The organism is Haloarcula rubra, assembly GCF_019599465.1.
Lineage (GTDB): Archaea > Halobacteriota > Halobacteria > Halobacteriales > Haloarculaceae > Haloarcula > Haloarcula rubra.
In genome coordinates, this window is sequence record NZ_RKLR01000001.1 from 675,126 (window position 1) to 700,630 (window position 25,505).

Annotated in this window: 24 protein-coding genes; 9 read left to right on the forward strand and 15 right to left on the reverse strand. The window is 68.6% G+C overall.

Annotated elements, in window-relative coordinates:
* Positions 1-188: 188 nt before the first annotated feature.
* From EGH21_RS03630 to EGH21_RS03650, 5 genes are read left to right on the forward strand one after another with little or no spacing between them, the layout of a single operon-like run.
* The gene (locus EGH21_RS03630; RefSeq protein ID WP_220617095.1) at positions 189-1,430 is read left to right on the forward strand and encodes a glycosyltransferase family 4 protein; all 1,242 of its coding nucleotides are present in this window, start codon (positions 189-191) and stop codon (positions 1,428-1,430) included.
* Positions 1,423-2,346, forward strand: coding sequence for a glycosyltransferase family 2 protein (locus tag EGH21_RS03635; protein ID WP_328765208.1), 924 nt, complete (start codon positions 1,423-1,425; stop codon positions 2,344-2,346). Before EGH21_RS03630 ends, EGH21_RS03635 begins: the two co-directional genes overlap by 8 nt.
* Positions 2,343-3,560: a glycosyltransferase family 4 protein gene (locus EGH21_RS03640; protein WP_220617096.1), complete on the forward strand. Its 1,218-nt coding sequence runs from the start codon at positions 2,343-2,345 to the stop codon at positions 3,558-3,560. The genes EGH21_RS03635 and EGH21_RS03640 overlap by 4 nt, the downstream gene beginning before the upstream one ends.
* Positions 3,557-4,333 (forward strand): glycosyltransferase, encoded by a 777-nt coding sequence (locus EGH21_RS03645; protein WP_328765209.1) that lies wholly within the window; start codon positions 3,557-3,559, stop codon positions 4,331-4,333. The genes EGH21_RS03640 and EGH21_RS03645 overlap by 4 nt, the downstream gene beginning before the upstream one ends.
* Positions 4,334-4,382: 49 nt before the next feature.
* Positions 4,383-5,855, forward strand: coding sequence for an oligosaccharide flippase family protein (locus tag EGH21_RS03650; protein WP_236035369.1), 1,473 nt, complete (start codon positions 4,383-4,385; stop codon positions 5,853-5,855).
* A gap of 3 nt (positions 5,856-5,858) precedes the next feature.
* Here EGH21_RS03650 and EGH21_RS03655 read toward each other — a convergent pair whose 3' ends face one another.
* Positions 5,859-7,826 carry a hypothetical protein gene (locus tag EGH21_RS03655; protein WP_220617097.1) on the reverse strand — a complete coding sequence of 656 codons (1,968 nt, stop codon included), beginning with the start codon at positions 7,824-7,826 and terminating at the stop codon, positions 5,859-5,861.
* An 89-nt stretch (positions 7,827-7,915) separates the two neighbouring features.
* Here EGH21_RS03655 and EGH21_RS03660 point away from each other — a divergent pair, with 89 nt between their 5' ends.
* Entirely contained in the window at positions 7,916-8,332 is a 417-nt protein-coding gene (locus EGH21_RS03660) for a cupredoxin domain-containing protein (protein WP_220617098.1), read from the forward strand.
* 25 nt (positions 8,333-8,357) lie between these two features.
* Here EGH21_RS03660 and EGH21_RS03665 read toward each other — a convergent pair whose 3' ends face one another.
* Together EGH21_RS03665 and EGH21_RS03670 are read right to left on the reverse strand one after the other, a co-directional pair.
* Entirely contained in the window at positions 8,358-9,272 is a 915-nt protein-coding gene (locus EGH21_RS03665) for an NAD-dependent epimerase/dehydratase family protein (protein WP_220617099.1), read from the reverse strand.
* A 45-nt stretch (positions 9,273-9,317) separates the two neighbouring features.
* Positions 9,318-9,848, reverse strand: a complete 531-nt coding sequence (locus EGH21_RS03670; protein ID WP_220617100.1) for a metal-dependent hydrolase — start codon at positions 9,846-9,848, stop codon at positions 9,318-9,320.
* 101 nt (positions 9,849-9,949) lie between these two features.
* Between EGH21_RS03670 and EGH21_RS03675 the strand changes: the two genes are divergently transcribed.
* Positions 9,950-10,222 (forward strand): DUF8044 family membrane protein, encoded by a 273-nt coding sequence (locus EGH21_RS03675; RefSeq protein WP_220617101.1) that lies wholly within the window; start codon positions 9,950-9,952, stop codon positions 10,220-10,222.
* Here EGH21_RS03675 and EGH21_RS03680 read toward each other — a convergent pair.
* From EGH21_RS03680 to EGH21_RS03700, 5 genes are all read right to left on the reverse strand, one after another.
* On the reverse strand, positions 10,219-10,869 hold the full coding sequence (locus tag EGH21_RS03680) for a DUF7982 domain-containing protein (RefSeq protein ID WP_220617102.1): 651 nt from the start codon (positions 10,867-10,869) through the stop codon (positions 10,219-10,221). The genes EGH21_RS03675 and EGH21_RS03680 overlap by 4 nt on opposite strands.
* A 78-nt stretch (positions 10,870-10,947) precedes the next feature.
* Positions 10,948-12,729, reverse strand: coding sequence for a glycosyltransferase family 2 protein (locus EGH21_RS24535; protein ID WP_220617103.1), 1,782 nt, complete (start codon positions 12,727-12,729; stop codon positions 10,948-10,950).
* Positions 12,730-12,808: 79 nt separating this feature from the next.
* The gene (locus EGH21_RS03690; protein ID WP_220617104.1) at positions 12,809-13,750 is read right to left on the reverse strand and encodes a DUF1616 domain-containing protein; all 942 of its coding nucleotides are present in this window, start codon (positions 13,748-13,750) and stop codon (positions 12,809-12,811) included.
* 346 nt (positions 13,751-14,096) lie between these two features.
* Positions 14,097-15,110, reverse strand: coding sequence for a transcription initiation factor IIB (locus EGH21_RS03695; protein WP_220617105.1), 1,014 nt, complete (start codon positions 15,108-15,110; stop codon positions 14,097-14,099).
* Between the two features lie 110 nt (positions 15,111-15,220).
* Positions 15,221-16,006, reverse strand: coding sequence for a helix-turn-helix domain-containing protein (locus tag EGH21_RS03700; RefSeq protein WP_220617106.1), 786 nt, complete (start codon positions 16,004-16,006; stop codon positions 15,221-15,223).
* Positions 16,007-16,100: 94 nt separating this feature from the next.
* On the opposite strand from EGH21_RS03700, the gene EGH21_RS03705 reads away from it, so the two are divergent.
* The gene (locus tag EGH21_RS03705) at positions 16,101-16,475 is read left to right on the forward strand and encodes a hypothetical protein (RefSeq protein ID WP_220617107.1); all 375 of its coding nucleotides are present in this window, start codon (positions 16,101-16,103) and stop codon (positions 16,473-16,475) included.
* Positions 16,476-16,482: 7 nt separating this feature from the next.
* Here the strand turns inward: EGH21_RS03705 and EGH21_RS03710 are convergent, their stop codons facing one another.
* The 4 genes from EGH21_RS03710 to EGH21_RS03725 form a co-directional block, all read right to left on the reverse strand.
* Positions 16,483-17,445 (reverse strand): C-terminal binding protein, encoded by a 963-nt coding sequence (locus EGH21_RS03710; RefSeq protein ID WP_220617108.1) that lies wholly within the window; start codon positions 17,443-17,445, stop codon positions 16,483-16,485.
* A gap of 423 nt (positions 17,446-17,868) precedes the next feature.
* On the reverse strand, positions 17,869-18,900 hold the full coding sequence (locus EGH21_RS03715; protein ID WP_220617109.1) for an NAD(P)-dependent alcohol dehydrogenase: 1,032 nt from the start codon (positions 18,898-18,900) through the stop codon (positions 17,869-17,871).
* A 46-nt stretch (positions 18,901-18,946) separates the two neighbouring features.
* Positions 18,947-20,098 carry a galactonate dehydratase gene (gene dgoD / locus EGH21_RS03720; protein WP_220617110.1) on the reverse strand — a complete coding sequence of 384 codons (1,152 nt, stop codon included), beginning with the start codon at positions 20,096-20,098 and terminating at the stop codon, positions 18,947-18,949.
* A gap of 83 nt (positions 20,099-20,181) precedes the next feature.
* Entirely contained in the window at positions 20,182-21,060 is an 879-nt protein-coding gene (locus EGH21_RS03725) for a D-psicose 3-epimerase (RefSeq protein ID WP_220617111.1), read from the reverse strand.
* 220 nt (positions 21,061-21,280) lie between these two features.
* Between EGH21_RS03725 and EGH21_RS03730 the strand changes: the two genes are divergently transcribed.
* The gene (locus EGH21_RS03730; protein WP_220617112.1) at positions 21,281-22,054 is read left to right on the forward strand and encodes an SDR family NAD(P)-dependent oxidoreductase; all 774 of its coding nucleotides are present in this window, start codon (positions 21,281-21,283) and stop codon (positions 22,052-22,054) included.
* A 58-nt stretch (positions 22,055-22,112) separates the two neighbouring features.
* Here the strand turns inward: EGH21_RS03730 and EGH21_RS03735 are convergent, their stop codons facing one another.
* The 3 genes from EGH21_RS03735 to EGH21_RS03745 all read right to left on the reverse strand — a co-directional run bounded on the left by EGH21_RS03735 (position 22,113) and on the right by EGH21_RS03745 (position 25,497).
* A complete protein-coding gene (locus EGH21_RS03735; protein WP_220617113.1) occupies positions 22,113-23,588 on the reverse strand; it encodes a rhamnulokinase in 1,476 nt (491 codons plus the stop codon).
* A 10-nt stretch (positions 23,589-23,598) separates the two neighbouring features.
* A complete protein-coding gene (locus tag EGH21_RS03740) occupies positions 23,599-24,252 on the reverse strand; it encodes a class II aldolase/adducin family protein (RefSeq protein WP_220617114.1) in 654 nt (217 codons plus the stop codon).
* Positions 24,253-24,324: 72 nt separating this feature from the next.
* Positions 24,325-25,497, reverse strand: coding sequence for an ABC transporter ATP-binding protein (locus EGH21_RS03745; protein ID WP_220617115.1), 1,173 nt, complete (start codon positions 25,495-25,497; stop codon positions 24,325-24,327).
* Between the last annotated feature and the right edge of the window lie 8 nt (positions 25,498-25,505).

A 25,505-nucleotide genomic window follows, 5' to 3' on the forward strand; every position in this document is an offset into this window, starting at 1 on the left:
TCGGGGGAGACACACGAGGCTGCGCCGGGAGGACGAGAGCGAGAGGGTCGGCGCAGACTGGCCCGTCCGTCGCGTTCGTCTCCGCTCGCCCCGGAAAGCATAACACCCCGCTCGGCGATACAGTAGGACGTACGTACCGTCTCCCGGTCCACGCAGTGCGGGCGCGGGTGACACCCTTCCCATCCTACATGTCAGACGATTCGATATCTCGAAGCGACCCGGTCGCGAGGCCGGACGGCGGACCGTCCTACCGCGTCCTCGGCTGTGCGACCGAACACCCGAACCACGTCTTTCAGGTTCGGACCCCGTTCAACCACCGGTCGTTCGACGCCCTGAACGCCACCGGCGTCGACTTGGACGTGGTGTCGCCGACGCCGTTCGCCCCGCCCGTCGGCCCCTACTCCGAGTACCGTCGCGTCCCGAAGACCGAACAGTGGGGCTCCTACCGCGTCCACTACCCGCGCTTCCTCTACATGCTCCCGAAGCGGTACTTCTACCAGGTCTCGGGAAACTCCGCCCAGAAACGCGTCACGAAGTACGTCGAGGAGACGTTCGAGACGCCCCACGACGTGGTACAGGCCTGTGGGTTCTACCTCGACGGCTACGCCACGCTGGAGTACTGCAAGCGCCACGACGTCCCCCTCGTGGCCCTCTCGCACGCCGGCGACCTGAAGAACTTCGACCGGTTCAACGACACCGTCCAGTCACACATCCGCGAGACCATCGACTACTGCTCGGCCGTCCTCACGGTCAGCGACGAACTCAGCGCCGTCGCCCGCCGGTTCGCGCCCGCGAGCAAGGTGACCACGCTCCCCATCGGCGAGGACCCGGAGAACTACCCGACCGACCGCCGGGAGGCCATCCGGCGGGAACTCGGCATCGCACCGGAGACGAAACTGCTCCTGTTCGTCGGCCGGTTCGAGAAGGAGAAGGGGGTTCGTGACCTCGTCGCCGCGCTCGAATCGCTGGACCGCGACGACGTGGCCGTCGCCGCCGTCGGCCACGGCGGGGCGCTCCACTGGTGGTTCCTCGACCGACTGGGCGAACTGCGTCACCCGGCCCACGCCTACTGGCAACTCGACCCAATCGCCGTCCGGCGTCTCCACGTCGCCGCGGACCTGCTGGTCCACCCCAGCCACTTCGAGGCCCGCCCGACAGTCATCTACGAGGCGATGGCCGCCGAGACGCCGGTGCTGGCGTCGAACGTCGGCGGCATCCCGGAGATGGTCGTCGACGGCGAGACGGGCGTGCTGGTCCCGCCACACGACCCCGAGACGCTCGCCGAGACGCTCGACTACCTGCTCGACGACCCCGAGCGACTGCGCGAGATGGGGACGGCGGGGCTCCAGCGACTGCTCGACCAGCAGTGGACGTGGAAGCGCCACGCCCAGCGCCTCAACGAGATTCACCGGGAGGTCCTGCGTGCGTAACCCCCGCGTGAGCGTCGTGATTCCGGCCTACGAGCGGGGCCACATGGTCGGCCGGGCCGTCGACACCGCCCTCGCACAGACCGTCGAGGACCTCGAAGTGGTCGTCGTCGACGACGGGTCGACGGACGACACGCGAGCGGTGGTCGAGGGGTACGACGACCCCCGAGTTCGCTACCTCGCCCACGAGACGAACCGGGGCGTCAGCGCCGCCCGGAACACCGGCGTCGAGGCGGCCCGCGGCGAGTACGTCGCGTTCCTCGACTCGGACGACGAGTGGCTCCCCCGGAAACTGGAGCGCCAACTCGCCGCTATCGACGCCCGGGGCGAGGGGTGGGTCGGCGCCTACTGCGACGTCGCGACGGCCGGTGTCTCCCTGCTGGGACGCCTCGCAGCGGCCGTCTCCGACCGCCTGTTCCGTGCCGCCGCGCCCCGCGAAGGGGGGCGGGAACTGGCCGCGTCGCTCCTCGCGATGCAGGTGTTCATGGGACCGGGGTCGACGCTCGTGGTCGAACGGTCGGTTCTCGAAGCGACGGGGGGGTTCGACGAGGGTCTCTCCGCGTACGAGGACTGGGACCTCGTCCTGCGAGTCCTCGCCGTCGGGAAACTCGCGTACGTGGACGAACCGCTCGCGCTGACCCACTTCACCGGCGACGCGCCCGCGGCGACCTACGTCGAGAACGACCGCCGCTACCTCGACCGGAACGCCGCCCTCGTCGCCGAACTGGAGGCGGAGGGGATTCCGGTCCGGCGCGTCCACCGGATGGGACTCGTCGGGCACTACCTCACCGAGGGCCGGTTCGGCGAAGCCGCCGAGCACCTCGACTGGGAGACGTTCACCCGGCCGAAGGACCTCGCGCGACTGGCGTTCTGGTCGGTGCTGGGCCTCCGGTCGCTGACGAGGGGTGAGACCGGATGACCGTCCAGTCCGACGACGCCGGCGACCCGTACCGCGTGCTGGCCTGTTGTATCCACCACCAGAGCCACGCCCTGCCGGTCCGGTCGCCGTTCAACCACCGATCGTTCGACGCGCTGAACCGGACCGCTGCCGACCTCGACGTGGTAGTGCCGACGCCCTTTGCCCCGCCGGTCGGCCCCTACTCCGAGTACTCGCGAGTCCCCCGAACGGAGCGCTGGGGGACCTACGTCGCCCACTACCCCCGGTTCCTCTACGCGGTGCCGAAGCAGTACTTCTACCACGTCTCCGGCGACTCGCTCCAGAAGCGCGTCACGAGGTACGTCGAACGCACCTTCGAGACGCCCCACGACGTCGTCCACACCTCGGACATCTACCTCGACGGCTACGGGATGTTGCGGTACTGCCGCCGGCACGACCTGCCGCTGGTGGTCAACAGCCACGCCGTCGACCTCCACAACTACGAGTCGTTCAACGAGCAGGCACAGGCCCGCATCCGCGAGACGCTGGCGTACGCGGCCCGAATCGTCGTCGTCAGTGACGAACTCGCGACCCGCGCCGCCCAGTTCGTCCCGGCGTCGAAGGTCCGGACAGTCCCCATCGGCGAGGACCCGTCGCGGTTCCCGACCGACCGGCGCGACCAGATTCGCGACGAACTCGGCATCGGTCCCGAGACGACGGTGCTGCTGTCGGTCGGTGCCTACGCCGAGGAGAAAGGGCTGAAGGAACTCGTCGCGGCCGTCGACGCCCTCGACCGGGAAGACGTGATGCTCGTGACCGTCGGCCACGAGGGCGACCTCCGGTGGTGGCTCCTAGACCGCCTCGGCAAACTCCGCCACCCCGCCCGGTCGTTCTGGCAACTCGACCCCGTGGCGCTCCGGCGCTGGCAGATAGCCGCCGACGTGCTCGTCCACCCGAGTTGGGCCGAGGGGCGACCGACGGTCATCTACGAGGCGATGGCCGCGAAGACGCCGGTCGTCGCCTCCTCTGTCGGCGGCATCCCGGAGATGGTCGTCGACGGCGAGACGGGCGTGCTGGTCCCGCCACACGACCCCGAGACGCTCGCCGAGACGCTGGACCGCCTGCTCGACGACCCCGAGCGACTGCGCGAGATGGGGGCCGCCGGGCACCGCCGACTGCTCGACCAGCAGTGGACGTGGCGCCACCACGCCGAGCGCCTCAACGAGATTCACCGGACGGTGATGGCCGAGTGGTGACCGACGACGCGGACCGGACCGTCTCGGTCGTCGTCCCGTACAGTCCGAGATACACGCCCGCTGAGATGCTCGAAGAGGCGAAGGCGACCGTCGCCGCCCAGACGGTGCCGACCGAACTGGTCGTCGTCGACGACGTGGATACGGGACCGGCCGACGCTCGCAACGCCGGCCTCGACCGCGCCGAGACGCGCTACGTCGCGTTCCTCGACGCCGACGACCTCTGGGAACCGGACAAACTCGAACGCCAACTGGAACGGGTGGCCGAGACGGGTGCGGGCCTCTGTCTGGCAGGCGACCCGATGTCGAGAGACGAGTTCGTCTACGAGGCGTTCGTCGGCGACCTGGACGAGGTCACGTCGGCCATCCTCGTCGACACCGACCGGGTCGGCGTCCGGTTCGAGGGGTCGCTCCGCCGCGGCGAGGACACCCTGTACGTCCTCGAAGCCGCGACGGCGGCCGGCGTCTGCTTCTGTCCGGACCTGTTCACCCGTCGACACCACGACCGGAGCATGATGGCGTCGGGGATGCCGGTCGACGAGTACCTCGAACAGGCCAAACGCTTCGGCTATCTGGTCGACCAGCGGGTGCCGGCGGCCCACCCGTACACCGACATCTACTACGTCCAGTTGTTCACGACCGTCGGGCGGGCCTACCACCGAGAGGGCGAGTACGACCGCGCCGTCGCCTACTTCATGCGGGCGCTCCGCATCTCGCCCCACCCGTCGACGGCCCTCGCGCTGGTGCGGACGCTGGTCGCACGGGTGATGCCGTGATGGTGGCCGACAGTCCCGGACCCGCGCTATCGCTCGAACGGACCCGACGATGACACGAGACGCCGACCGACCCGTCGAGTCCGTCGGCCGGCCGACGATGCCCCGGAAGTTGAACTTCGCGAGAGCGGGGGGCCTCCTGTTGGCGCTGGAACTCGTCGGCGTCGTCGTCGGGTTCGGGTCGACGGTGTACTTCGCGGGTGCGCTCGGCGCGACGGCGCTCGGCGTGTTCTTCCTGTTCGAGGCCGTGCTGAGTACGCTCGGTACGTTCGCCGACTTCGGCATCAACGGGGCCGTCGAGAAACGCATCAGCGAGGGCGGGGACGCCGACGCGATTCTCGCGGCGGCGCTCCTCCTGAAAGGGGGGCTCCTGCTGGGGCTCGCGGCCCTCGTCGTCCCGTTCCGGGGCGTGGTGAACGGCTACGTCGGCGCTCGGGTGGTGGTCCCGCTACTGGTCGCCGCCGTGCTGTACCAGTTGTCGATGCTGACCGTCCACGTCCTCCGCGCGGAGTTGCGCGCCGACGAGACGGCCGTCCTCCAGTTCTTGCGGCTGGCGACGTACGTCGTCGTCGCCGTCGCCCTCGTCCAGTTCGGTGCCGGTGTGATGGCGCTGGTCTACGGCCTCGTCGCGGGCTACGTCGTGTTGCTGGCTGCCGGCGTCGTCCGGATGGAGACTGGACTGGCCCGGCCCTCGGTCCGGCACTTGCGGACGCTCGTCGACTACGCGAAGTTCAACGGCGTCTGGGGACTCGGCGGCCACGTCTACAACACCATGGACATCCTCGTCGTCGGTCTGTTCCTCTCCGGAGCCCACGTCGCCAGTTACGAACTCGCGTGGCGGGTGACGGTGATGACCGGCATCGTCGGCGGCGTCGTCGCGAACACCGTCTTCGCCCAGATGAGCGCGTGGGACGCCGGCGGCGAACGAGAACGCATCGCGCCGACGGTCCGTGACGGACTGGCCGCGTCGCTCGTCCTCGTGATTCCGGCCTTCGTCGGGGTCGCGCTGCTCTCCGAGCAGATACTCGGCCTCGTCTTCGGGCCGGAGTTCCTGCTGGCGACGGCGGCGTTCGTCGTGCTGATGGGCGAGAAACTAGTCGCCGCCGTCAACAACGTCTTCGACGCGGCGGTCCGGGCCGTCGACCGGCCCGACGTCGGGGCGTACGCGACGGTGGCGTCGCTGACGCTCAACGTCGTCCTGAACTTCCTGCTAGTGCCCCGGTACGGCCTCGTCGGGGCCGCCGTGGCCACCGGGACGGCGATGGCGGTCAACACCCTCGTCCTCGGCGGGTTCCTCCGGCGCATCGTCCCGCTCTCGTTCCCGACGGGCGTCGTCGCGTGGTGTGCCGGCGCGGCGGCGGTGATGGGCGGCGTGTTGGTCGTCGCCGGCACCGTCGCGCCGGCGACGCTCCCCGGCCTCGTCGCGCAGGTGCTGCTGGGCGGGGTCGTCTACGGCGCCGTCGTCCTCGCCTCGCCCTCGCTCCGGGCGAAACTGCTGACGACGGTCCGGCAGTTCGGGGCGTGACCCCTAGCCGGTGGCGTTCGCCGCCGTGGTGCCGTTCTGGCCGTAGAGGCCGCGGAACCCGTCGGAACTGTGGTACACCCGGACGGAGTCGGTGGCGTACACGACGTTCGACCGCGCCTCCGTCGCGGCGAACCGCTCCTCTGAGAGCGTGAAGACGTTCTGCTCGCTACTTCGGAGACTCAGACCGAGCGCGACGAGGTGGTCGGTCCAGCGGTCGCGCACCACGACGAAGTCGGCCTCGGTCCGTAACCCGTCCGGCCGGGCGCGGAGGACCCGCGTGGCGTTGTAGTCCGCCGTCTCGAAGGCGCGGTTGGTCACCTTGTCGGTGGCGACGTCGTCGGAGCCGTACGTCTCGACGAACCCGGCGGTGGTCCCGACAGCCCGGAACTCGGCGTCGGTCATCGACACCTGCTCGCGGCGCTCGTCGGTGTAGACGCCCGCCACGTCGTCGGCCGTGAGGACGGTGAACGCCGTCGCACCGCCGAGCGATGCCACCAGCAGGAGCGCGACGGCGACGTACCGGCCGTCGACGGCGAGTGCCCGGCGGAGGCCGACGGCGAGCGGGAACACCGCGACGAGCGTCACGACGAACTTCAGTCGCTCTAGCTGCGGGACGGGAATCGGCAGCGGGAGCAGCAGTCCCGACAGACCGAGGCCCGTGACAGCGAGCGTGAAGCCACGTCGGTACCGCCCGAGGTGGTCCAGCAGTTCGTACGCCGCGAGCAACAGGAGGGCCCCGAGGCCGGCGGCGTAGACGCCCGTCGGCGTCAGCAGCCACTGGACCGCCCGCTCGACGCTGTCGCCGGGCAGCGTGACGCCGTAGGTGTACAGTTGCGCGGGCGGGACCGTCGCCACGTCGAACAGGACGCCCAGCGACAGTTCGACGATGCCGACGACGATGAGGCTGGGCGAGTACGACCAGTACGCGAGCAGGAGCGCCCCGCCGACGACGCCGGGGAACAGCCACCGGTACCGCAGCGTCGGCCAGCGGCCACCCGAGACGGACGGGAGGAGGTACGGGCGTGCGAGCACGACCGGAAGGGCCGCGGCCGCGACCCCGGCGAACAGCAGGTACGTCAGGTGGTGCGTGACGACCATCGTCCCGACGAGGAGGAGGACGAACACCGAGAGGCGGCGGTAGGTCCGTTCGTCGCCGGCGTCGAGTACCCGGCTGTTGACGTAGATGGCGACGAGCAGGAGGACCGACGCCAGCGCCTGCGGGTAGAAGTACAGCGCGTGGTAGCTGAAGAACTCCAGCACGACGACCGAGAGGGCGGCCGTCAGCCCCAGTCGCGTCGACCCGAACACCGACGCGCCGAGGAGGTACGCGAGCGGGACGACCAGCGTGAACAGCAGGACGCCGGTCAGGGCCAGCGCGTCGTACGCGCCGAGGCGGGTGAGGTGCGTGACCGCACCGACGAGGAAGTGAAAGACCGGGTAGAGGTCGTACCCGTGGGGGATGGCCGTCGTGTAGCGGGCCGAGAGTAGCGTGTCGACGGCGGCGACGTGGGCGAAGGTGTCGGTGCCGCCGAAGTAGAACCCGGTCGTGAGGTACTTGCCGAGACGGCCCGCGAGAAAGAGCGCCGAGAGCTGTGTCACGACGGCTGGGACGGACGGTTCGGCCCGTATCTGCAGGGCGACCAGCAGGAGCCCGAGCGGCAGGACGACGGCGAACGGGAGCAGGCGCGACCCGAGGAGCGCCGTGGCGACGACGGCCCCGCCGGCGAGGGCGAGGACGACTTTCGTCACCACGCTGGCCGGGACGTGGCTACTGGCGTCGGGGAACCCGCCACGGGAGGCGAAAAAGAGCGCCAGCGCGACGACGGCGCCGACGAGCGTGAATCCGGCCCGGAGGAGCGTCGGCCGCCCCAGCAGGTCGAGCGCGTACAGCGACGACAGTCCCGCGGCCGCCAGTAGACAGACGGCGATGGGGACGTACTCGGCGCGGCGGAGGGTCGGAGCGGAGACCATCGGGGTTCGTTGTGGCCCCTTTCGCTGGTGACGGCAAAAGTGTTGCAGTCGCGGACTAAGCTTAACCTACTGGCGAGCGTCTGGTCCGTATGTACAGACGGACGGTACTGCGGTTGGGTGGGGCGGGAGTGGTCGGCGCGCTGGCCGGGTGTGGCGGGTCGAGCGACGCCGGCGACGACGGACCGAGCGAGACGCGCGTCGCGATGACCGACGACCTCGTGTTCGACCCGAAGGAGGTGACGGTCGCCGTCGGCGACACCGTAGTCTGGGAGACGACGGGGTCGGTGGCCCACAGCGCCACCGCGTACGAGGCCGACCTGCCCGACGGTGCCGCCTACTTCGCCTCCGGCGACTTCGACAGCGAGTCGGCCGCCCGGCAGGCCTACCCCGACGGCAGCGTGGGGTCGGGCGAGACGTACCGCCACACGTTCGAGACGGCCGGCGAGTACCCCTACTTCTGCATCCCCCACGAGTCGGGGATGCGCGGCACCGTCGTCGTGGAGTGAGTGGGCGAGAGGGCCCCGTGGCCTCTCAGCCCAGATAGTCGGCGAGGCCGTCCTCCAGCGCCACAGTGGGTTCGTACCCCAGTCGCTCGCGGGCCTTCCCGACGTCGGCGACGCTCTCGCGGATGTCGCCCCGTCGTGGCTCGACGCTCGTTATCTCGGCGTCGGGCGCGACCCGGTCCCGAATCGTCTCGGCGACGGTCCAGATGGTCGTGCCCGTCCCGGTGCCGACGTTGAACGCCTCGCCCGTCGCGTCGGTGGTGGCCGCCAGCAGGTTCGCCTGCACCACGTCCGCGACGTTGACGAAGTCCCGTGTCTGCTGGCCGTCGCCCTGCACGGTGAGGGGGCCGCCGCTGCGGGCCTGTTCGGTGAACGCGGTGATGGCGCCGGCGTAGTCCCCGCCGGACTGGCGCGGTCCGTAGACGTTGAAGTAGCGGAGCGCGACCGTCGGCAGGTCGTAGAGGTCGGCGTACAGCCGACAGTAGTGGTCGCCAGAGAGCTTCTCTAGCCCGTACGGTGACGAGGGCTGTTTCGGTGCCGTCTCGGTGACCGGCATCGACTCGGGTGCGCCGTAGATTGCCGCGCTGGAGGCGAAGACGACCCGGGCGTCCTGCCGGCGGGCGGCCTCCAGCACCGACAGGGTCCCGTCGACGTTGACCGCGTGGCTCGTCGTCGGGTCCGCGACGGACTGGGCGACGCTGACGACGGCCGCCTCGTGGAAGACGAGGTCGACGCCGTCCATCGCCCGCCCGAGCGCCGCGTCGTCGCGTACGTCGCCCTCGACGAGCGTCACGTCGTCGGGCACTCTGGAGCGGTCGCCAGTGAGGAAACTATCGAGGACTCGAACGTCGTTCGCCGGTCGGAGGGCGTCGACGAGGTGGCTCCCGACGAACCCCGCCCCACCCGTCACGAGCACCGTCCGCCCGTCGACAGTCGCAGTCATAGCCTACCGTGCGCGAGGCGAGACCAAATAGCCGCGGGTGCGGCGTCAGTCGGGACGCGGCGGCCGCCACGTGGGCGCTCGCCAGACGTGTGCGAGGACGACGAGACCACCGACGGCCGCGAGCGCCAGATGGCCGAGTGCGTTCGGCGACCCCTCGACGGCGCGCAGTAGTTCGCCGAGGCCGATAGCGGTGTCGTACGGGTACGCCGGCAGGAACGGCCACAGGAGGAACGTGAACTCCTCGACGCGCCAGTAGTACAGCGCCACGTACGTGTCACCGAGGAGGTGGCTGGCGTACCCCACCCAGAACGCCACGCCCACCTCGGGGTGGGCGCGGTGCCACGCCACCGCGAGGACCAGCGCCGAGAGCGGGACGGCGAGGACGAGCGAGTGGGCCAGCGACCGGCCCGAGGGGATGGCCCCGACCCACCACGCCAGCGGTTTGTCGACGAGGTCCGGGAGTTGCGTCGCCACCAGCACCGCGGCCAGTTCCGCCCTCGAGACGCGGTGGCGGAGCACCAGCGCCAGCCCGACGACGAGAGCGTAACCGAAGGCGGCGTGGGTCCAAGGGTACATTCGCGTACCGACGAGACGGGGGCCGACGGCTTGAACCCCCCGCTAGGCGACGCTTACCGAACCCTGTGGGGTTATACACCTCGCGGGCGTAGCCACCGGTGATGCCGACCCCCAGACAGCGCCGGTTCCTGTACGCGCAGGTCGGACTGACGCTGACCGCCACGGCGTTGCTGGCGACTGTCGGGGCGCTCACGCTCGAACACGTCTTCGTCGTCTCCTTCCTCGGGTTCGCCGTGCTGACCGCGCTGACCGCGCCGCTCCACGCTCGCCCGCGCTGGCGGTCGCGGCTTCGCTGGCCCCTGCTGGTCGGTGCAGTCGTCTTCCTCGTCCTCGTCGCCCTCCGAACGCTGGAGAAGTTCGTCGGGTCGATCTAGTCCCAGCGACAGGTGACGACGAGGCGGTCGTCCTCGACGGTCGGTTCGACCCGAACCGGACGCCCGACGGCCCGGGCGAGCCCGACGCCGACGACGGAGACAACGGGGTGGTCGAACAGTGCGTCGGTGCCGACGGCCGGCCCGGTGACGGTCACCTCGGCACCGTCCGCGGTCGTGTGTCCGGTCGCGCTGTCCGCGAGTTCGAGGTCCGCGACGAGACAGTCGACGAGCGCCGGGAGTCTGTCGGCCGGGTCGTCGGTCCCCGGGGCGTCGAGCGTCGCTAGCAGGCGCACGCCGACAGGGTCTACGTGTGTGTCGCGCCCGTCGGCGGTCAGTGTGACCGACTCGCCGTCGGGGACGTATTCGGGCGGGCCGTCGCCGGCGAGTCGGCGTGCGTTCGCGCCCATCGCCACGGCGAGGTCGCTGGCGACCCGTGCCGGCACCGTCCGCTCCGTCGTGACGAACTGGAGCAACAGTGCCGCGAAGAGGGCGGTGCCGCCCCACGCGAACAGGAGGGTCTGGAAGGGGGCCACCGCGACGCCGGCGGCGACGAGGCCGACGCCGACGAGGGCGAACACCGGGACCGGGTTCCGGTCACCGAACCGGTCTCGAAGTCGTCCCCCCGCGGACGCGTGGGTGCTATCCACGGGTACCCACCGTCCCACAGTTCGCATCGACAGCGTACATACCGCTGTCCAGTCCTGCCGCCGGTTTAGCTGTTCCCCTCACTGGCCCAGCCGTTTCATCGTCGGGTGGCCGTTCAGGACGTGCATCATCAGCGCCGTGATACAGAGCAAGGTCCCGCCGATGGCGAACATGATGGCGATGCCGAGTTGGATGGGGTGGAACGTACCCGCGTCGACGTACTGGGCGAGCAAGAGGAGCGTGACGCACACGCCCAGCAGCGTCGTGATGGCACCGGGCAGACCGACGATGAGGAGCGGTCGGCCGTACTCGACGGTCCAGACGATGTTGCGGACGAGGTCTAGTCCGTGCGAGAGCGAGCCCTGCGTGCTGGCGTTGGCCACGTCGTAGGAGATGGTCGTCCCCACCTCGGCGACGCTGAGGCGGTTCCGGTGGGCGTGGTACAGGATGTCCGTGCTCGCACCCATGTTGTTGCCGATGGTCTGGTCGCTCGCCAGCGAGCGCACCGCCCGGCGGCCGTAGGCCCGGTAGCCACTCTGCGTGTCGCGGACCCACCCGCTCGGGCGGAGGTTGCCGAGGCTGACGTTCGTGAGGTCGTTGATGACCGCCAGTCCGAGCGACCGGACGAACGGTATCTTCGACCGTCGCTCGCCGACGTAGCGACTGCCGATGACGATGTCGGCGTCGTCTCGGGTCTGGGTCTCGACGAGCGTCGGGATGTCACCGGGGTCGTGTTGTCCGTCGGCGTCGACGACGACGAGGTGGGCGGCGTCGCGGTCGGCCGCCTCCCGGAACAGCGTCTTCAGCGCCCCGCCGTAGCCCTGATTGCGGTCGTGGACGACGACGGTCGCGCCGGCCTCGCGGGCACGGCCGGCCGTGTCGTCGCGGCTCCCGTCGTCGACGACGACGACTTCGTCGGCGTACGGCGCGGCACGGTCGACCACGTCGGCGATGCTGTCGGCGGCGTTGTACGCCGGAATCCCGACGACGACGGTGGGTGTGTCTCGCGCGCCGCTCCACTGCTCGGGGATGGCGACGACCTCGTAGTCGGCGTGCTGGAAGGCAGCGCTCGTGCGGTCGTAGTCGATGCGCGGGCAGTCGCGGGTCTGGAGGACGATGCCCGGCAAACCGCGCTCTCTGGCGGTCCGCGAGAGGAGTCGGTTGAGTTCCGCCTGTGACGCCCGTCTCGACGGCGGCGAGAGGACGGTCGCGCCAAGCGACGCGAGCGTATCCAGTGGCTCGTCGTTCTCGTCCAGGCCGGAGGAGGTCACGAGAACGGGGTGCCCCCGACGACTCGCCCGGAGGACGGTCCGGATGGCGGCGTCCCCGTTGGTGGGGGTGAGGACGAGGCCGATAGCGACGTCCCGTGCCGCGTCCGTCGCGTCGGCCGTCGTGTCGTCGGGAATCGACACGAGCGGGATGGGGCCCTCGGTGCGACCGGGTACCGACGCCGTCGTCACGTCCAGCACCGTCGTGTCGCCGTCGGCGGAGACCCACCTGACAGTCGGTGTCGCCGGCAACTCGTCGTCGCCAGAGAGCGGCACCACCCCGTCGACGGTCGGGTCGGACACGGCGGACTCGCCGGGGCCCTCGACGAGGTAGCCGACGGTGGCCGACTCGCCGGGTTCGACGACACCCTCGATGGCGAGACGGCCGCCACTGAACGTCCCGTCACCCGCCCTCCGGTCGCGTCCGGTGAGCGTCTCCGTCGCCGGGAGCGAGTCCGAGATACTGACGGCGACGGACTCGGAGCCCTGCGTCTCGACGGCGAGCGAGACGAACCGTCGCCCGCCGTCGACGTCGACCACCGTCTTGGTCACTGAAACGTCGTCTATCTGTGTATGCGCCGAGTCGTGTTTCACCGTGAATCCTCCGGTCCACCACTCCCCAGTAGTGTACTACCCTGATATATGCTGATTACCTACATATAGATGCCGACGTTTACGCCTCGTCGGAGACGTGCACCCAGACGTGCACCTGTCTGACCGGTGACTGGGCGCCGGAGCGGTACAGGCGGTAGGTCAGTCGGAGGTCGTCTCCGGCCGTCGTCGGCCGAACCGTGTGTCTGGTGACCGTCGACTCGCCGGCGGCGACCGACACCGGGAACCGAACCAGTTCCTCGGCGTCGGTGACCGTGACGGTGTCGTTCTCGACCGTGACGCGTTCGAGGCGCCCGACGACGGTGCCCTCGAACCCGTCGGGCCCGCGGGCGCCGACGCCGATGCCGACGGTCGTCGGGTCGCCGACGGTGAGTTCGGTCGGGTGGTCCCCAGCCCTGAGTTCGCCGGAGTCGTTCTCGCCGAGGAGGTAGAACTCGGTCACGCCCGCGGTGTCTGTGGCCTCCTGTGCGACGACGCCGACGGCGCCGACGCCGGCGACGAGGACGAGCACTGTCAGGGCGATGCCGAGGGCCCCCTCGTCGGTGACGGCGGCGACGGTCCAGTCACGGACGCTGCCGAGGTCGGTGCCCGCCCGCACGTCGGCCGGCACTCGCCTGCGACGGGCCCACGCCACGGCCGTCGCGCCGAGCGTCACGAGACACAGACCGGCGACGACGGCCGGCCGCTGGAACCCCCAGACGGTGAACTCGAGGACACCGCCGACCACGGCGACGGCGACGACGCTCCCGCCGACGCTCAGACCGAGGCGGGCCAGCCACGAGGTCCGTGCCGTCGCCCCCGGTGCCGTTTCGCCGGCCCGCGGGAACACTGCCGAGACGAGCGCGTACCCCGGCACGAGTAAGACGAATGGAATCCCGACGACGATGGCGAGTGGCGTCCACTCGCCGGCCGGCGAGAAGGCGACGACGCCGACGAGCACCACGCTCGCGACGACCAGTAGCAGGTCGGCCTGACGGCTGTCACCCGACCCCGAACGAGTCATACCGGTGTATCTGCGCGGTGGGACTAAAAGAGCGCGGGCTTCGGTACGGTGGTCCTACCGGTCGCTTCCGAGGGTCTGCGTCCGGCCCCACGGCTCACCATCCGTCACGCGCTCGTTCACAACAGAACCCCAACTCGCGGGTCGCTTTGCTCCCCGCTCACTTTCGAGGGCCGCTCACTTCGTTCGCGCGTTCGTTCACAACAGAACCCCCAACTCGCGGGTCGCTTTGTTCCCCGCTCACTTCGTTCGCGCGTTCGTTCACAACAGAACCCCAACTCGCGGGTCGCTTTGCTCCCCGCTCACTTTCGAGGGCCGCTCACTTCGTTCGCGCCCCTCGCTATCCTCGCTACGCGCTCGCGTTCGACCCGCTCGCGGCACTCGCGTCGACGGGGTCGCGGTCGGCCTCGGCTTCGAGGAGTTCCCGGTAGCGGTCGCGGATAGTGACGGTGCTGACGTCGGTAGCGTCGCTGACCGTCTCCTGGGTGAGTTCCTCGTTGACCAGCAGGCCGGCCGCGTAGATGGCCGCCGCGGCCAGTCCGACCGGGCTCTTGCCGCTGTGGACGTTCTCGGCCTTCCCCGTCTCCAGCAGGTCGTGGGCTCGCATCGCCAGTTCGTCGCTGGCGTCCAGTTCGGAGACGAACTTCGAGAGGTAGTCCGCCGGGTCCGGCGGGCCGATCTCCAGCGAGAGTTCGCGGTTGATGTAGCGGTAGGCGCGGGTGAACTCCTGTTCGTCGACGCGGCTGACGACCACCATGTCGTCGATGGTCTGCGGGAGGTTCGCCTGCCGGACGGCGGCGTACAGCGACGCCGTGGCGATGCCCTCGATGGAACGCCCCGGGAGGAGGCCCTCGTCCAGCGCACGGCGGTAGACGACGCCGGCCGTCTCGCGGGCGCTCTTGGGGACGCCCAGTGCGCTCCCCATCCGGTCGATTTCGCCCAGCGCCTGCTTGAGGTTGCGCTCGCTGTGGTCGCGGGTGCGGAACCGCTCGTTCCACGTCCGCAGGCGCTGCATCTTCTCGCGCTGGCGCGAGGACAGGGAGTTGCCGTTGGCGTCCTTGTTCTGCCACCCGATGTTCGTCGAGAGGCCCTCGTCGTGCATCAGTTTCGTCGTCGGCGCGCCGACGCGGGACTTCTTGTCGCGCTCGGCGGAGTCGAACGCGCGCCACTCGGGGCCGCGGTCGATGGCGTTCTCGTCGACGACCAGCCCACAGTCTGCACAGACCGTCTCGCCGCGAGACGCGTCGTGGGTGAGGTGGCCGCCACAGTCCGGACAGACCTGCCCCTCACTCGCCTCCGCCGCTGTCTCCTCGTCGACGGTGCTACCCCGTTCTTTGGCGTCGTGTGTGCTGAGTGTGGTCATGATAGATGACGAGCGAGCGGTATCGCCACCACCCGCGTGCGTACATCAGTGAAGTAGTGCTACCAGTATCAGCACTAGTTCGGCGTATGCCGAACGAGAGTGGGGAGCGTTCACACACCCGAGCGGCCGACGCGCAGACGGGTCCCCTCCGCGACGGACTCGTCGGCCTCGACGGGCCCCATCGACCGGGTGACGAACGAGCGGACAATCCACGCCTCGGCCCGCTGCAGCCGGTACTGTAGCGTCGACCGCGAGACGTCGAGCGTCTCCGCGAGGTCGGTCAGCGAGACGTCCCGCGGCGTGCGGTAGTAGCCGTGTTCGACGGCGGCTTCGACGGCGGCCTGCTGTTCGGGGGGGAGTTCCGCCAGCGTCACGGACTCGTCGGTCCAGTAGGACGGCTCGCCGAGCTGGCGGAACTCGACGGTCAGGCCGGGCCGGAGTTCGGACTCCAGCGCCCCGAACAGGTCGTCGACGCCCTCGTCGCTACACAGGAGCAGCCGCCACTCACAGCGGCTCCCCCGGCGTTCCGTCTCACAGAGAACGCCGTGGCCGACGTGTTCGATGGCCAGTCGCGGGATGGAGTGACAGTCACCGGCCTCGGAGCGATAGCTGTAGACGGTGCGGCGACCCTGTTCGGAGGCGATGACCTCGTAGTGCCACTCCGTATCGCAGTCCCGGGTCCCGATACACTCCGTACACTGGACGGGGCCGTCGAACACATCGTCGAGTCTGTCGAGCGCCGCCTCCGTGCCGGCGACCCGTTCCAGCCGCCACATCCCGTCGTTCGTGACGTTGCAGGCGATGGTCCGGGAGTGCGTCTCCGGGTAGTCGATGAACACGTCCATCAGGGGGTCGACCCCGCGTTCGTAGTCGATGGTGAAGATGAACTCGCGCATTGGCGCTCCTACTCCGCGGAGCGGCTTATATCCACGGCCGATTTCGGCGTGTGCCGAACGGGCCGTCATACCGGTGAGACCCGTCCACTAGCGTATGTCGTGCGAGTCGTCGAACCCGCCCCGACGGGAGCGCGAACCGCCAGCGAGCGACGCGTCTCGGGGTCGAGTACCGACCCACAACTGGCGCCCGACGGTGGTTCACGGGGCCGTCCTGTGGGCGCTCCTCCTCGGTGCGGCGCTGGCCGTTCCTGCGGGCCACCCGCTGGAACTCGGTGTCGCCGTCGCCGGCGTCTTCGTCCTCCCTGTCCTGCCCGTCGCACTGTGCTGTGACTACCGACAGGCCAGACGCGCCGGCACCTGTGGCCCCGGCGTCGCGGCCTACCTCGCTAACCTCGCTCGCGACGTTCGGACGACGCTCACCCGCGGCGACGCACTCGGGAGCGAGCGTCGGGCGTTCGACTCGTGCTGACCGCCGCTCAGAGCCAGTCGGTGTCCGGGTCGATGTAGTTCGGCGGCGTCTCGCCGGCCAGCGCCGCCGCGACGTTCGCGGCGACGGTGGCGTTCAGGTCCGCGCGGGCCTCCTCGGAGTACCACGCGGCGTGGGGCGTGACGATGCAGTTCTCGAGGTCGGTCAGCGGGTGGTCCGTCTCCGGAGGTTCCTGCCGGAGGACGTCCAGCCCGGCGGCCGCGATAGTGTCCTCACGCAGGGCGTCCAGCAGGGCCTCCTCGTCTATCAGGCCACCGCGACCGGTGTTGACGAGGACGGCGTGGTCCTGCATCGCGTCGAGCGCCGTGGCGTCTATCGTCCCGCGGGTGTCGTCGGTCAGCGGCGCGTGCAGGGAGACGTAGTCCGCTCGCTCGTACAGGTCGTCCAGCGCGACTTTCTCGACGTCGGCCGCGGCCATGTCCGCCTCGTCGACGTACGGGTCGTAGGCGACCACGTCGACGTCGAACCCGCGCACCTGCTCGCGGACACGGCGGGCGATGGGGCCGAAAGAGACCAGTCCGAGCGTCCGGCCGCGGACCCGATAGACCGGCCGGGTCCGCTCCCAGCCCCAGTTACCGTCACGCACGTCCCGGTCGTAGGCGGCGACGGTCCGGACGCAGTCCAGTAGGAGCGTCACCGTGTGGGTCGCCACCTCGTCGGTGCAGTACTCGGGGACGTTCGTCACCGCGACGCCGTTCTCGGCCGCCGCGGCGACGTCGACGTTGTCGACGCCCACCCCCGCGCGGGCGACGATTCGCAGGTCGTCGAGTTCGTCGAGCACCGCCGCCGTCACGGGCGTGTTCACGTCGACGACGAGCGCATCGGCCCCCTCGGCCGCCGCCAATAGCGTCGCTTCGTCGCTCGTCTCGGCGGCGACTACTTCGGCGTCCAGTTCTTCGCGGAGCGTCGCGACGTCTATCATCGGGTCGTCGCTGGCGACCACTCGTGCCATGTCCGGAGGGAAGGACGCCCCGTATATAACGGGCCGGCGCCGTTTTCAGTCGGCAGGAATCCGGCGCGTCGGCCCAGCCGAGTACCGGAACGCGGTGCTGGACGGTCGTCCGAGAGAGCGGTGACGGACCCGCAGAGACGACTCGTACTCGGAGGTATACAGAGATAATCGGAACATATACGCGAATTTGCTCCGTCGAAGTCGCATCGCACATCTACACTCGCCGAGCGGACGCCAGCGTTAGCACTTGTAGCCGCATACGGACCACACGTTTCCAAGTAATCCCTCTATTCGCGATTCTGTTTCCGTATTTTGACGTATTGACATCCAGATTCTACTTTTCTGTGTTCTTTATCACTGCTTCGGGCCTTTTCTGACGCTTTCAGGCGTCGTAAGCTGTCGAATAGCCGTATCTGTGAGTTTTCACGGTTCGAACGTTATCATGCCCTTGACCACAGTCGGATCCATCGCGCGCTGGAAGGCGTCGTCGATGTCGTCCAGCGAGGACTCGAAGTCGACGATGCCCTCGACGTCGACGACGCCGTCCGCGAGCAAGTCGACGGCCGCGTCGTAGGTGTTCTTGTAGCGGAACGAGCCGTGGACGTCTATCTCGTTGTCGATGACCTCCAGGACGTCGAACGGGACGTTCGCTTCGTCGGCCAGTCCCACGAGGACGACGGTGCCGCCGCGCCGGACGGCGTCGAGCGTCGACCTGATGGACGGTTCGGCCCCGGATGCCTCGACGACGACGTCGGCACCGACACCGTCGGTGTAGTCGTCGACGGCCGTTTCGAGGTCCGTCTCGGCGACATTGACGGCCAAATCCGCCCCGCGTTCCTCGGCGAACGACAGTTTCTCTTCGACGACGTCCGTCACGACGACGTCCGTCGCGCCGGCGGCACGGGCCGCCTCCATCACCATGAGGCCGATGGGACCGGCACCGGTGATCAGTACCGTATCCCCCGTCCCGACGTCGCCGCGACGGCAGGCGTGGATGCCCACCGAGAGCGGTTCACAGAGCGCGCCCGCCGCGGTGGAGACGGAGTCGGGCAGTTTGTAGGCGAAGTCCGACGGCCACGCGACGTACTCGGTGAACGCGCCGTCGTGCGGCGGCGTGGCCATGAACGTGACGTCCTCACAGAGGTGGTAGTCCCCGCGCTTGCAGTGGGCACAGCGGCGGCAGGGGACGCCCGGTTCGAGGGCGACGCGGTCGCCCGGTTCGAGGCCGGTGACGTTCTCGCCCACCTCGACCACTTCGCCGGCGCTCTCGTGGCCGAGGACGAGTGGGTCCTCGACGACGTAGTCGCCGATGCGGCCGTGTTCGTAGTAGTGGACGTCCGACCCGCAGATGCCGACGTCTCGGACGGCGACGAGGACGTCGTCGGGGCCGGGGGACGGTTCGGAGCGGTCTTCCAGTTCGAACTCTGTAGGTTCGACTAACACTGCAGTGCGCATGTATGCTGATTCGTCACACGTCCACTAAAAATCGAGGGGTCGCCGCTCACCATTCGGCGAGACTGCCGTCTTCGTGGTGCCACACCGGGTTGTACCAGTTGACCTCCGACTGAGCCTTCTCCCGGACGTAGGCCTCGTCGACGTCGATGCCGAGGCCGGGTCCCGTCGGGCGCTCGACGTACCCGTTCTCGAACTCGAACGTCTCGGGGTCCTCGAGCAAGGCGAGGCGCTGGCTCGACTCCGGGTCGTCGATGTCGAGGTCCTGTTCCTGCAGGACGACCCCCTGCGAACTGAAACCGACCTGGAGGCTCGCGGCGAAGGCGATGGGCCCGAGTGGACAGTGAGGGACCACGGCGACGTCGAAGGCCTCGGCCATCGAGACGAGTTTCCGCATCTCGCTGATACCGCCGACGTGGGAGACGTTCGGCTGGATGACAGACACCGCGTCGTCGGCGAGCATCTGTTTGAAGTCGTATCTGGAGTAGAAGCGCTCGCCGGTCGATATCGGGACGGTGGTCTGGTTGTTGAGTCGGCGGAGGAACTCCGAGTGTTCGGGCAGCACGGGTTGGTCGACGAATGCGAGGTTGTACGGTTCGAGTCGGCGGACGAGTTCGAACGCCATCGGTTTCGAGACGCGGCCGTGGAAGTCCACCCCGACCAGGCAGTCGTCACCCACGGCGTCCCGAAGGGCCGCCACGCGGTCGACGGTCCGGTCGATGGCGGCAGTCGTCTCCAGCGGGCGGAACTCCCGGGGGTTGTTGAGTTTGAACGCGCGGTACCCACGCGCGAAGTCCTGTTCGGCGGACTCGGCGATGTCCTCGGCGTCGGACCCGCCAACCCACTGGTAGACGAGCAGCCGGTCGCGAACCGGCCCGCCCAGCAACTCGTGGACCGGCGCGCCGTAGTGGCGGCCCTTGATGTCCCAGAGCGCCTGGTCGATGCCGGCCAGCGCGCTCATCAGAATCGGGCCGCCGCGGAAGTACCCGCTCTGGTAGAGCGTTTGCCAGTGGTAGCTGACACGACGCGGGTCACCGCCGAGCAGGTACCCCTCGATGAGTTCGACGACGGCGGCCCGGACCGTCTCCAGTCGTCCCGGGACGATGGGTTCACCCCAGCCGACGACCCCCTCGTCGGTCTCCAGTTTGAGCAGTAACCACCGCGGGGGCACGGCGAAGAGTTCGTAGTCCGTGATTTGCATGGTCCTACTTACGGGAGGGGGCACTTCAAACGATAGGCCCCCCGAGCGCCGGACAGCAAGGACGGCGGTGGTGATGTGCGTACTTACCCTTCGAGAGCCGTTTCGAGGAACGCCAGGCTCTCGGTCGCCAGTTCGTCGAGGTCGTCGTCGCCCGCTAAATCCCGCCAGACACCGATGTCCGGTGCGACGTCGCCGCCGGGAAGCAGGAACGGCTCCATGACGACCGGCCCGCCGTAGTCGGCGGCGTCGAGTGCGTCGCCGATGTCCGCCCACGGCATGTTGCCGTCTGCCTTCGGTGGCCGGCGGTTGTTCTCGCCCACGTGAAAGTGGCCGAGCCAGTCGCCGGCGGTGCGGATGGCCTCGGCCATGTCGTCCTCTTCGATGTTCATGTGGAACGTGTCGAGCATAATCTGGAGGTTCGGGCTGTCGACGGCCTCCACGAACGACCGGGCCTCGGCGGCGGTGTTGAGCATGAACTGTTCGAACCGGTTGAGGACCTCGACCGTACAGAGGACGTCGTGTTCCTCCGCGACGTCCGAGAGGTCCCGCCAGACATCGATGGCACGTTCGGTCCGGGCCGCTTTCTCTTCGAGACCCCCGTCGAAATCGGGGTTCCAGGCGCTGTAGGTGATGCCGCCCAGTCCCACGCCGTCCATCTCGTCGACCAGTTCGATGGCCTCCGTGAGCTGCTCTCTCCCGCGCTGGCGGACGTCCGGGTCGGCCGACGAGATGTCGGTCTCCTCCGAGAGCGTCGTCACGAACGAGAGGTCGACGTCGTGCTCGGCGGCGTGCTCCCGAAAGTCCGCCCGTTCGTCGGCGGTCCACGAAGCGAGCGCGTCGCAATGTATCTCGAGCAGGTCGAATCCACACGCCGAGGCGCGGCGAATCCGCTCGGAGAGTTCGTCCGGGTCTGCGTCCCAGTTCTGTGACCAGTACGCGTAGAACATACCGTAGTCAACCATGTCTAAGTCGAGCCTTCGATACGGTATAAAACATTCGGGTCACCCGGTATCGGCGGTCGTCTCGGCCGAATACGACGGGGCTCGTCCACTCCGACAGCGCCGAGTGAAACACGTCCGGCGTGCCTCCACGAACGGGTCGTCAGCAGGGAACAGACAGCGGGTACTCCGAGGGGCTACGCTAGACTTAAGTCCGATGGTTTACCTCATTGAATCGTAGAATATGAGCGTACTCGATAATTTCTCCCTCGAAGGAGAAACAGCTATCGTCACCGGTGCAGCACAGGGACTGGGCAAGCAGATGGCAATCGGTCTCGCGGAGATGGGTGCCGACGTCGCGATCGCGGACATCAACTACGAGGACGCGACCGGGACCGCGGCCGAACTGGACGGCGAGACGGACGTCGTCGCCGTCGAGGTCGACGTGACCGACGAGGCGTCGGTCGAGGCGATGGTCGACTCCGTGACCGAGCAACTGGGGCCGATAGACGTGCTCGTCAACAACGCCGGCATCGCGGGCAACGCCCCGGCCGAGGAGATGACCTACGAGATGTGGCGAAACGTCCTTTCGGTGAACCTCGATGGCGTCTTCCTCTGCTCGAAACACGTCGGCCAGCAGATGCTCGAACGGGGCGGCGGGCAGATCATCAACATCTCGTCGATGTCCGCGATGGACGTCAACGTCCCCCAACCCCAGGCAGGGTACAACGCCTCGAAAGCCGGCGTCTCGCAGTTGACGAAGTCCATGGCCGTCGAGTGGGCCGACCGCGGCGTCCGGGTCAACGCCATCGCGCCGGGGTACATGCGAACGGACCTCGTCGACGAGGTGCTCGAAGAGAACCCATCGATGGAGGAGACCTGGCTCGAGAACACGCCGATGGGACGGCTCGGCCGCCCGGAGGAACTCCGGGACCTGGTCGTGTATCTGGCCTCGGACGCCTCGTCGTTCATGACCGGCTCGGTCGTCGTCATGGACGGCGGGTACACCTCGCGATAGCGGGCCGAACGGTCGGGTTTCGGACGGACAGACGCCACAACCGCGGCGTGCTGGCCCGTCAGTCCGCCGCGAGTTCGGACAGTCGTTCTTTTGCCCGACCCCACCCGTCGGTGTCGGCGGGCTCGTACCGCGTCGTCTCGAACGCCGACTCGACGAGCCGACGGCCGGCCGCGAGGTCGGTAATGGTGTCGACCGCGAGCGCCTGCGTCAGGACGTTTCCGACGGCAGTCGCCTCGACCGGCCCGGCGACGACCGGCATCCCGGTCGCGTCGGCGAGGAGTCGACAGAACAGTTCGTTGCGGACGCCACCGCCCCCGAGGGTGATGCTGGAGGGTGGGTCCTCGACGATCGACGAGAGGGCGTCGAGTTCCAACGCCGTCTTCACCACCAGACTGTCCAGCAGACAGCGGACGACACCACCCTGTCCGGTTGGCACCGGCTGGTCGGTCCGCCGGCAGTACGAGCGAATTTGTTCCGGCATCGGCTCGTCGATGCCGAACGCGTCGGCGTCCGGGTCGACGAGTGCGGCCCGCGCCGGGGCGTCTCGGGCAGCCGACAGCAGGTGGTCGTAGTCGACCGGGTCGCCGGCCTCGCGCCACGCCTCGCGGCACTCTTCGAGCAGGAAGAAGCCGTTGACGTTCGTCAGGAGGCGGACGGTCCCGTCGACGCCGAGTTCGTTCGAGACGCTGTGCTCGAAGGCGTCGTCGGTGCGGACCGGGTCGTCGCGCTCGACACCGAGGATGAACCACGACCCCGTGTTGAGGAACGCGGCGTCGTCGGCGAGTGGGAGGCCTGCGACGGCCGCCGCCGTGTCGTGACTCGCCGGCGTGACGAGGTCCGGCGTGACGAGGTCCGGCGTCGACTGGAGCGCCGCGGCCACGTCGTCGGCGACGGGCCCCAGTCGCTGTCCGGGTTCCTCGAGCGACGGGAGGAGGTCGGTCGGGAGGGACACCTCCTCGAGCAGGTCGGTCGCCCACGCGCGCTCGCTCGGGTCGACCATCTGTGTGGTCGAGGCGACGGTCACCTCGCCACAGGGTCGGCCGCCGAGCATGGTCGTCAGTAACTGGGGCATCATGAGCAGGCCGTCGGCCCGTTCGAGGAGTTCAGGTTCCTCGTGGGCGAGCGTGTGGAGTTGCCACAGCGTGTTCGGCGTGTTCCAGTTGGTGATGCCGGTGGCGTCGAACACCCGCCGTCTGTCGACTGTCTCGAACAGCGACTCGCGGGTCGCCGTCGCGTCCGGGTCCCGGTAGGAGACTGGGTCCCGCAGGACCTCGCCGTCCGAGAGCAGGCCGAAGTCGAGGCCCCAGGTGTCGATGCCGACCGTGTCGACGTCGTCGGCCCGGTCGCCCGCGGCTTCGAGGCCGTCGACCATCCGCTCGCGGAGTGCCGCGAGGTCCCAGACGTAGCGGCCGTCCCGCTCGACCGGCCGGTTCTCGAACCGGTGGACCTCCCGCACGTCGAAGGTATCGGGCGTCACGGTGCCGAGGTACACCGTACCCCCGCTGGCACCGATGTCGATAGCGACGTGTTTCATGGGTGGCGAGTCACTGCCCGTAGCTGTCGAGTTTCCCCTGGAGGCGCTCGATTTCGGCGTCGGGCAGAATCTCGGGGTCGCCGATGGCGCGGGCCTGATAGTGGATGCGGGCACAGTACTCGACCATCAGCGCCACCGTGTAGGCGTCCTCCAGCGACTCGTCGGCGGTCAGGACGCCGTGGTTCCGCAACAGCGTCGCGTGGTAGTCCTCGCCGAGTGCCTCGACGGCCGCGTCGCCGAGGGCCTGTGTCGCGTGGGTCTCGTACTCGGCGACGGGCACCTCCGACCCCGTGAACGCCAGCAAGTAGTGGGAGGCCGGAATCGCCTCGCCGAGCGACGCGAACGTGGTCGCGTACGGCGAGTGCGTGTGGACGACCCCGCCGACGTCGGGGCGCTGGTCGTACACTTCGAGGTGCATCGGCAGTTCGGTGGAGGGGTCGACGTCCCCCTCGACGACGGTCCCGTCGGTGCGGACGACGGGGACGTCTGCGGGTTCGATGTCCGCGTACGGAATCCCCGAGGGACTGATAGCGACGTGGTCCTCGTCGAGGCGGGCACTGAGGTTGCCGCCCGTCCCGGTCGTCAGGTCGTCGTCGAGCAGGCTCCGGCCGTACTCGCAGATGGCACTACGCGTCTCGTGATACGGTACGTTCTGTGATGACATGTGTCGTGTGTGGAATCGCGGGTACTCTGTCGGTGATACGTGAAAACGCGGGACCGCTCCCCGGTTCGGGAGTCAGTCCGAGGAGCTACTGACGGTCTGCATCCCGTCTTCGAGGGCGATTTCGGCCTCCGAGTCCAGTTTCCGCTGGTGAATCGTCTCACCGGAGGCGGCGTCGAAGAGGTGGATGTCCTCGTCGGGAATCTCGACGTAGACCCGAGAGCCCTCGCTGATGGGGCGCTGGCCGTCTATCTCGACGATGAACGTCTGGTCGTGGCTCTGGTTGACCGCCTGCAGGTAGACGTAGGAGATGCTCCCCATCGGTTCGACGACGTCGACGACGGCCTCGAACTCGTGGTCGGTCACCGGTTCGTCGTGCAGTGAGATGTCCTCGGGACGCGCCCCGAGAACGAGGGCGCCCCGGTCGCCGGCCGACGTCTGCATCCGTTCGGTCAGGTCGAAGTCGAACCCGTCGGCACGCAGGGTCCCGCCTTCGACCTCTCCCTCGTAGAAGTTCATCGATGGCGACCCGAGGAACCCGGCGACGAACTGGTTGGCCGGCCGGTAGAAACATTCCAGCGGCGTGCCGACCTGTTGCAGTTCGCCGTAGTTGAGGACGACCAGTCGGTCACCCATCGTCATCGCCTCCGTCTGGTCGTGCGTGACGTAGAGCGTGGTGACGCCGAGGTCGTTCTGCAACCGATTGATCTCGGTGCGCATCTCCGCCCGGAGCTTCGCGTCCAGGTTCGACAACGGCTCGTCCATCAGGAAGACGTTCGGGTCACGGACGATAGCGCGCCCGAGGGCGACACGCTGCTGCTGGCCACCGGAGAGTTCCCCGGGGCGATTGTCGAGCAGTTTGTCGATGTCCATCATCTCCGCGGCCGAGGTGACCGTCTCCTCTATCTCCTCGTCGGACATGTCCGTGGACATCTTCAGCCCGAACGACATGTTCTCCTCGACGGTCATGTTCGGGTACAGCGCGTAGTTCTGGAACACCATCGCGATGTCCCGTGCACGCGGGCCGAGTTGGTTGACCACGGCGTCACCGATTTCGATGTCGCCTTCGCTCTGCGTTTCGAGTCCGGCGACGATTCGCATCAGCGTCGACTTCCCGCTCCCCGACGGACCGACGAAGACGACGAACTCACCGTCTTTGATGTCGAGCGAGACGTCGTCGACCGCGACGACCGAATCGTCGCCGTCACCGAACCGCTTCGTTACGTCGTCGATTGTGATTCTAGCCATTATTGTAT

Excerpts from the sequence above, each read along its gene's own strand:
- EGH21_RS03630 (WP_220617095.1), top strand. The coding sequence starts at position 189 with ATGTCAGACGATTCGATATCTCGAAGCGACCCGGTCGCGAGGCCGGAC.
- EGH21_RS03640 (WP_220617096.1), top strand. The coding sequence starts at position 2,343 with ATGACCGTCCAGTCCGACGACGCCGGCGACCCGTACCGCGTGCTGGCC.
- EGH21_RS03650 (WP_236035369.1), top strand. The coding sequence starts at position 4,383 with ATGACACGAGACGCCGACCGACCCGTCGAGTCCGTCGGCCGGCCGACG.
- EGH21_RS03655 (WP_220617097.1), bottom strand. The coding sequence starts at position 7,826 with ATGGTCTCCGCTCCGACCCTCCGCCGCGCCGAGTACGTCCCCATCGCC.
- EGH21_RS03660 (WP_220617098.1), top strand. The coding sequence starts at position 7,916 with ATGTACAGACGGACGGTACTGCGGTTGGGTGGGGCGGGAGTGGTCGGC.
- EGH21_RS03665 (WP_220617099.1), bottom strand. The coding sequence starts at position 9,272 with ATGACTGCGACTGTCGACGGGCGGACGGTGCTCGTGACGGGTGGGGCG.
- EGH21_RS03670 (WP_220617100.1), bottom strand. The coding sequence starts at position 9,848 with ATGTACCCTTGGACCCACGCCGCCTTCGGTTACGCTCTCGTCGTCGGG.
- EGH21_RS03675 (WP_220617101.1), top strand. The coding sequence starts at position 9,950 with ATGCCGACCCCCAGACAGCGCCGGTTCCTGTACGCGCAGGTCGGACTG.
- EGH21_RS03690 (WP_220617104.1), bottom strand. The coding sequence starts at position 13,750 with ATGACTCGTTCGGGGTCGGGTGACAGCCGTCAGGCCGACCTGCTACTG.
- EGH21_RS03695 (WP_220617105.1), bottom strand. The coding sequence starts at position 15,110 with ATGACCACACTCAGCACACACGACGCCAAAGAACGGGGTAGCACCGTC.
- EGH21_RS03700 (WP_220617106.1), bottom strand. The coding sequence starts at position 16,006 with ATGCGCGAGTTCATCTTCACCATCGACTACGAACGCGGGGTCGACCCC.
- EGH21_RS03705 (WP_220617107.1), top strand. The coding sequence starts at position 16,101 with ATGTCGTGCGAGTCGTCGAACCCGCCCCGACGGGAGCGCGAACCGCCA.
- EGH21_RS03710 (WP_220617108.1), bottom strand. The coding sequence starts at position 17,445 with ATGGCACGAGTGGTCGCCAGCGACGACCCGATGATAGACGTCGCGACG.
- EGH21_RS03715 (WP_220617109.1), bottom strand. The coding sequence starts at position 18,900 with ATGCGCACTGCAGTGTTAGTCGAACCTACAGAGTTCGAACTGGAAGAC.
- dgoD (WP_220617110.1), bottom strand. The coding sequence starts at position 20,098 with ATGCAAATCACGGACTACGAACTCTTCGCCGTGCCCCCGCGGTGGTTA.
- EGH21_RS03725 (WP_220617111.1), bottom strand. The coding sequence starts at position 21,060 with ATGGTTGACTACGGTATGTTCTACGCGTACTGGTCACAGAACTGGGAC.
- EGH21_RS03730 (WP_220617112.1), top strand. The coding sequence starts at position 21,281 with ATGAGCGTACTCGATAATTTCTCCCTCGAAGGAGAAACAGCTATCGTC.
- EGH21_RS03735 (WP_220617113.1), bottom strand. The coding sequence starts at position 23,588 with ATGAAACACGTCGCTATCGACATCGGTGCCAGCGGGGGTACGGTGTAC.
- EGH21_RS03740 (WP_220617114.1), bottom strand. The coding sequence starts at position 24,252 with ATGTCATCACAGAACGTACCGTATCACGAGACGCGTAGTGCCATCTGC.
- EGH21_RS03745 (WP_220617115.1), bottom strand. The coding sequence starts at position 25,497 with ATGGCTAGAATCACAATCGACGACGTAACGAAGCGGTTCGGTGACGGC.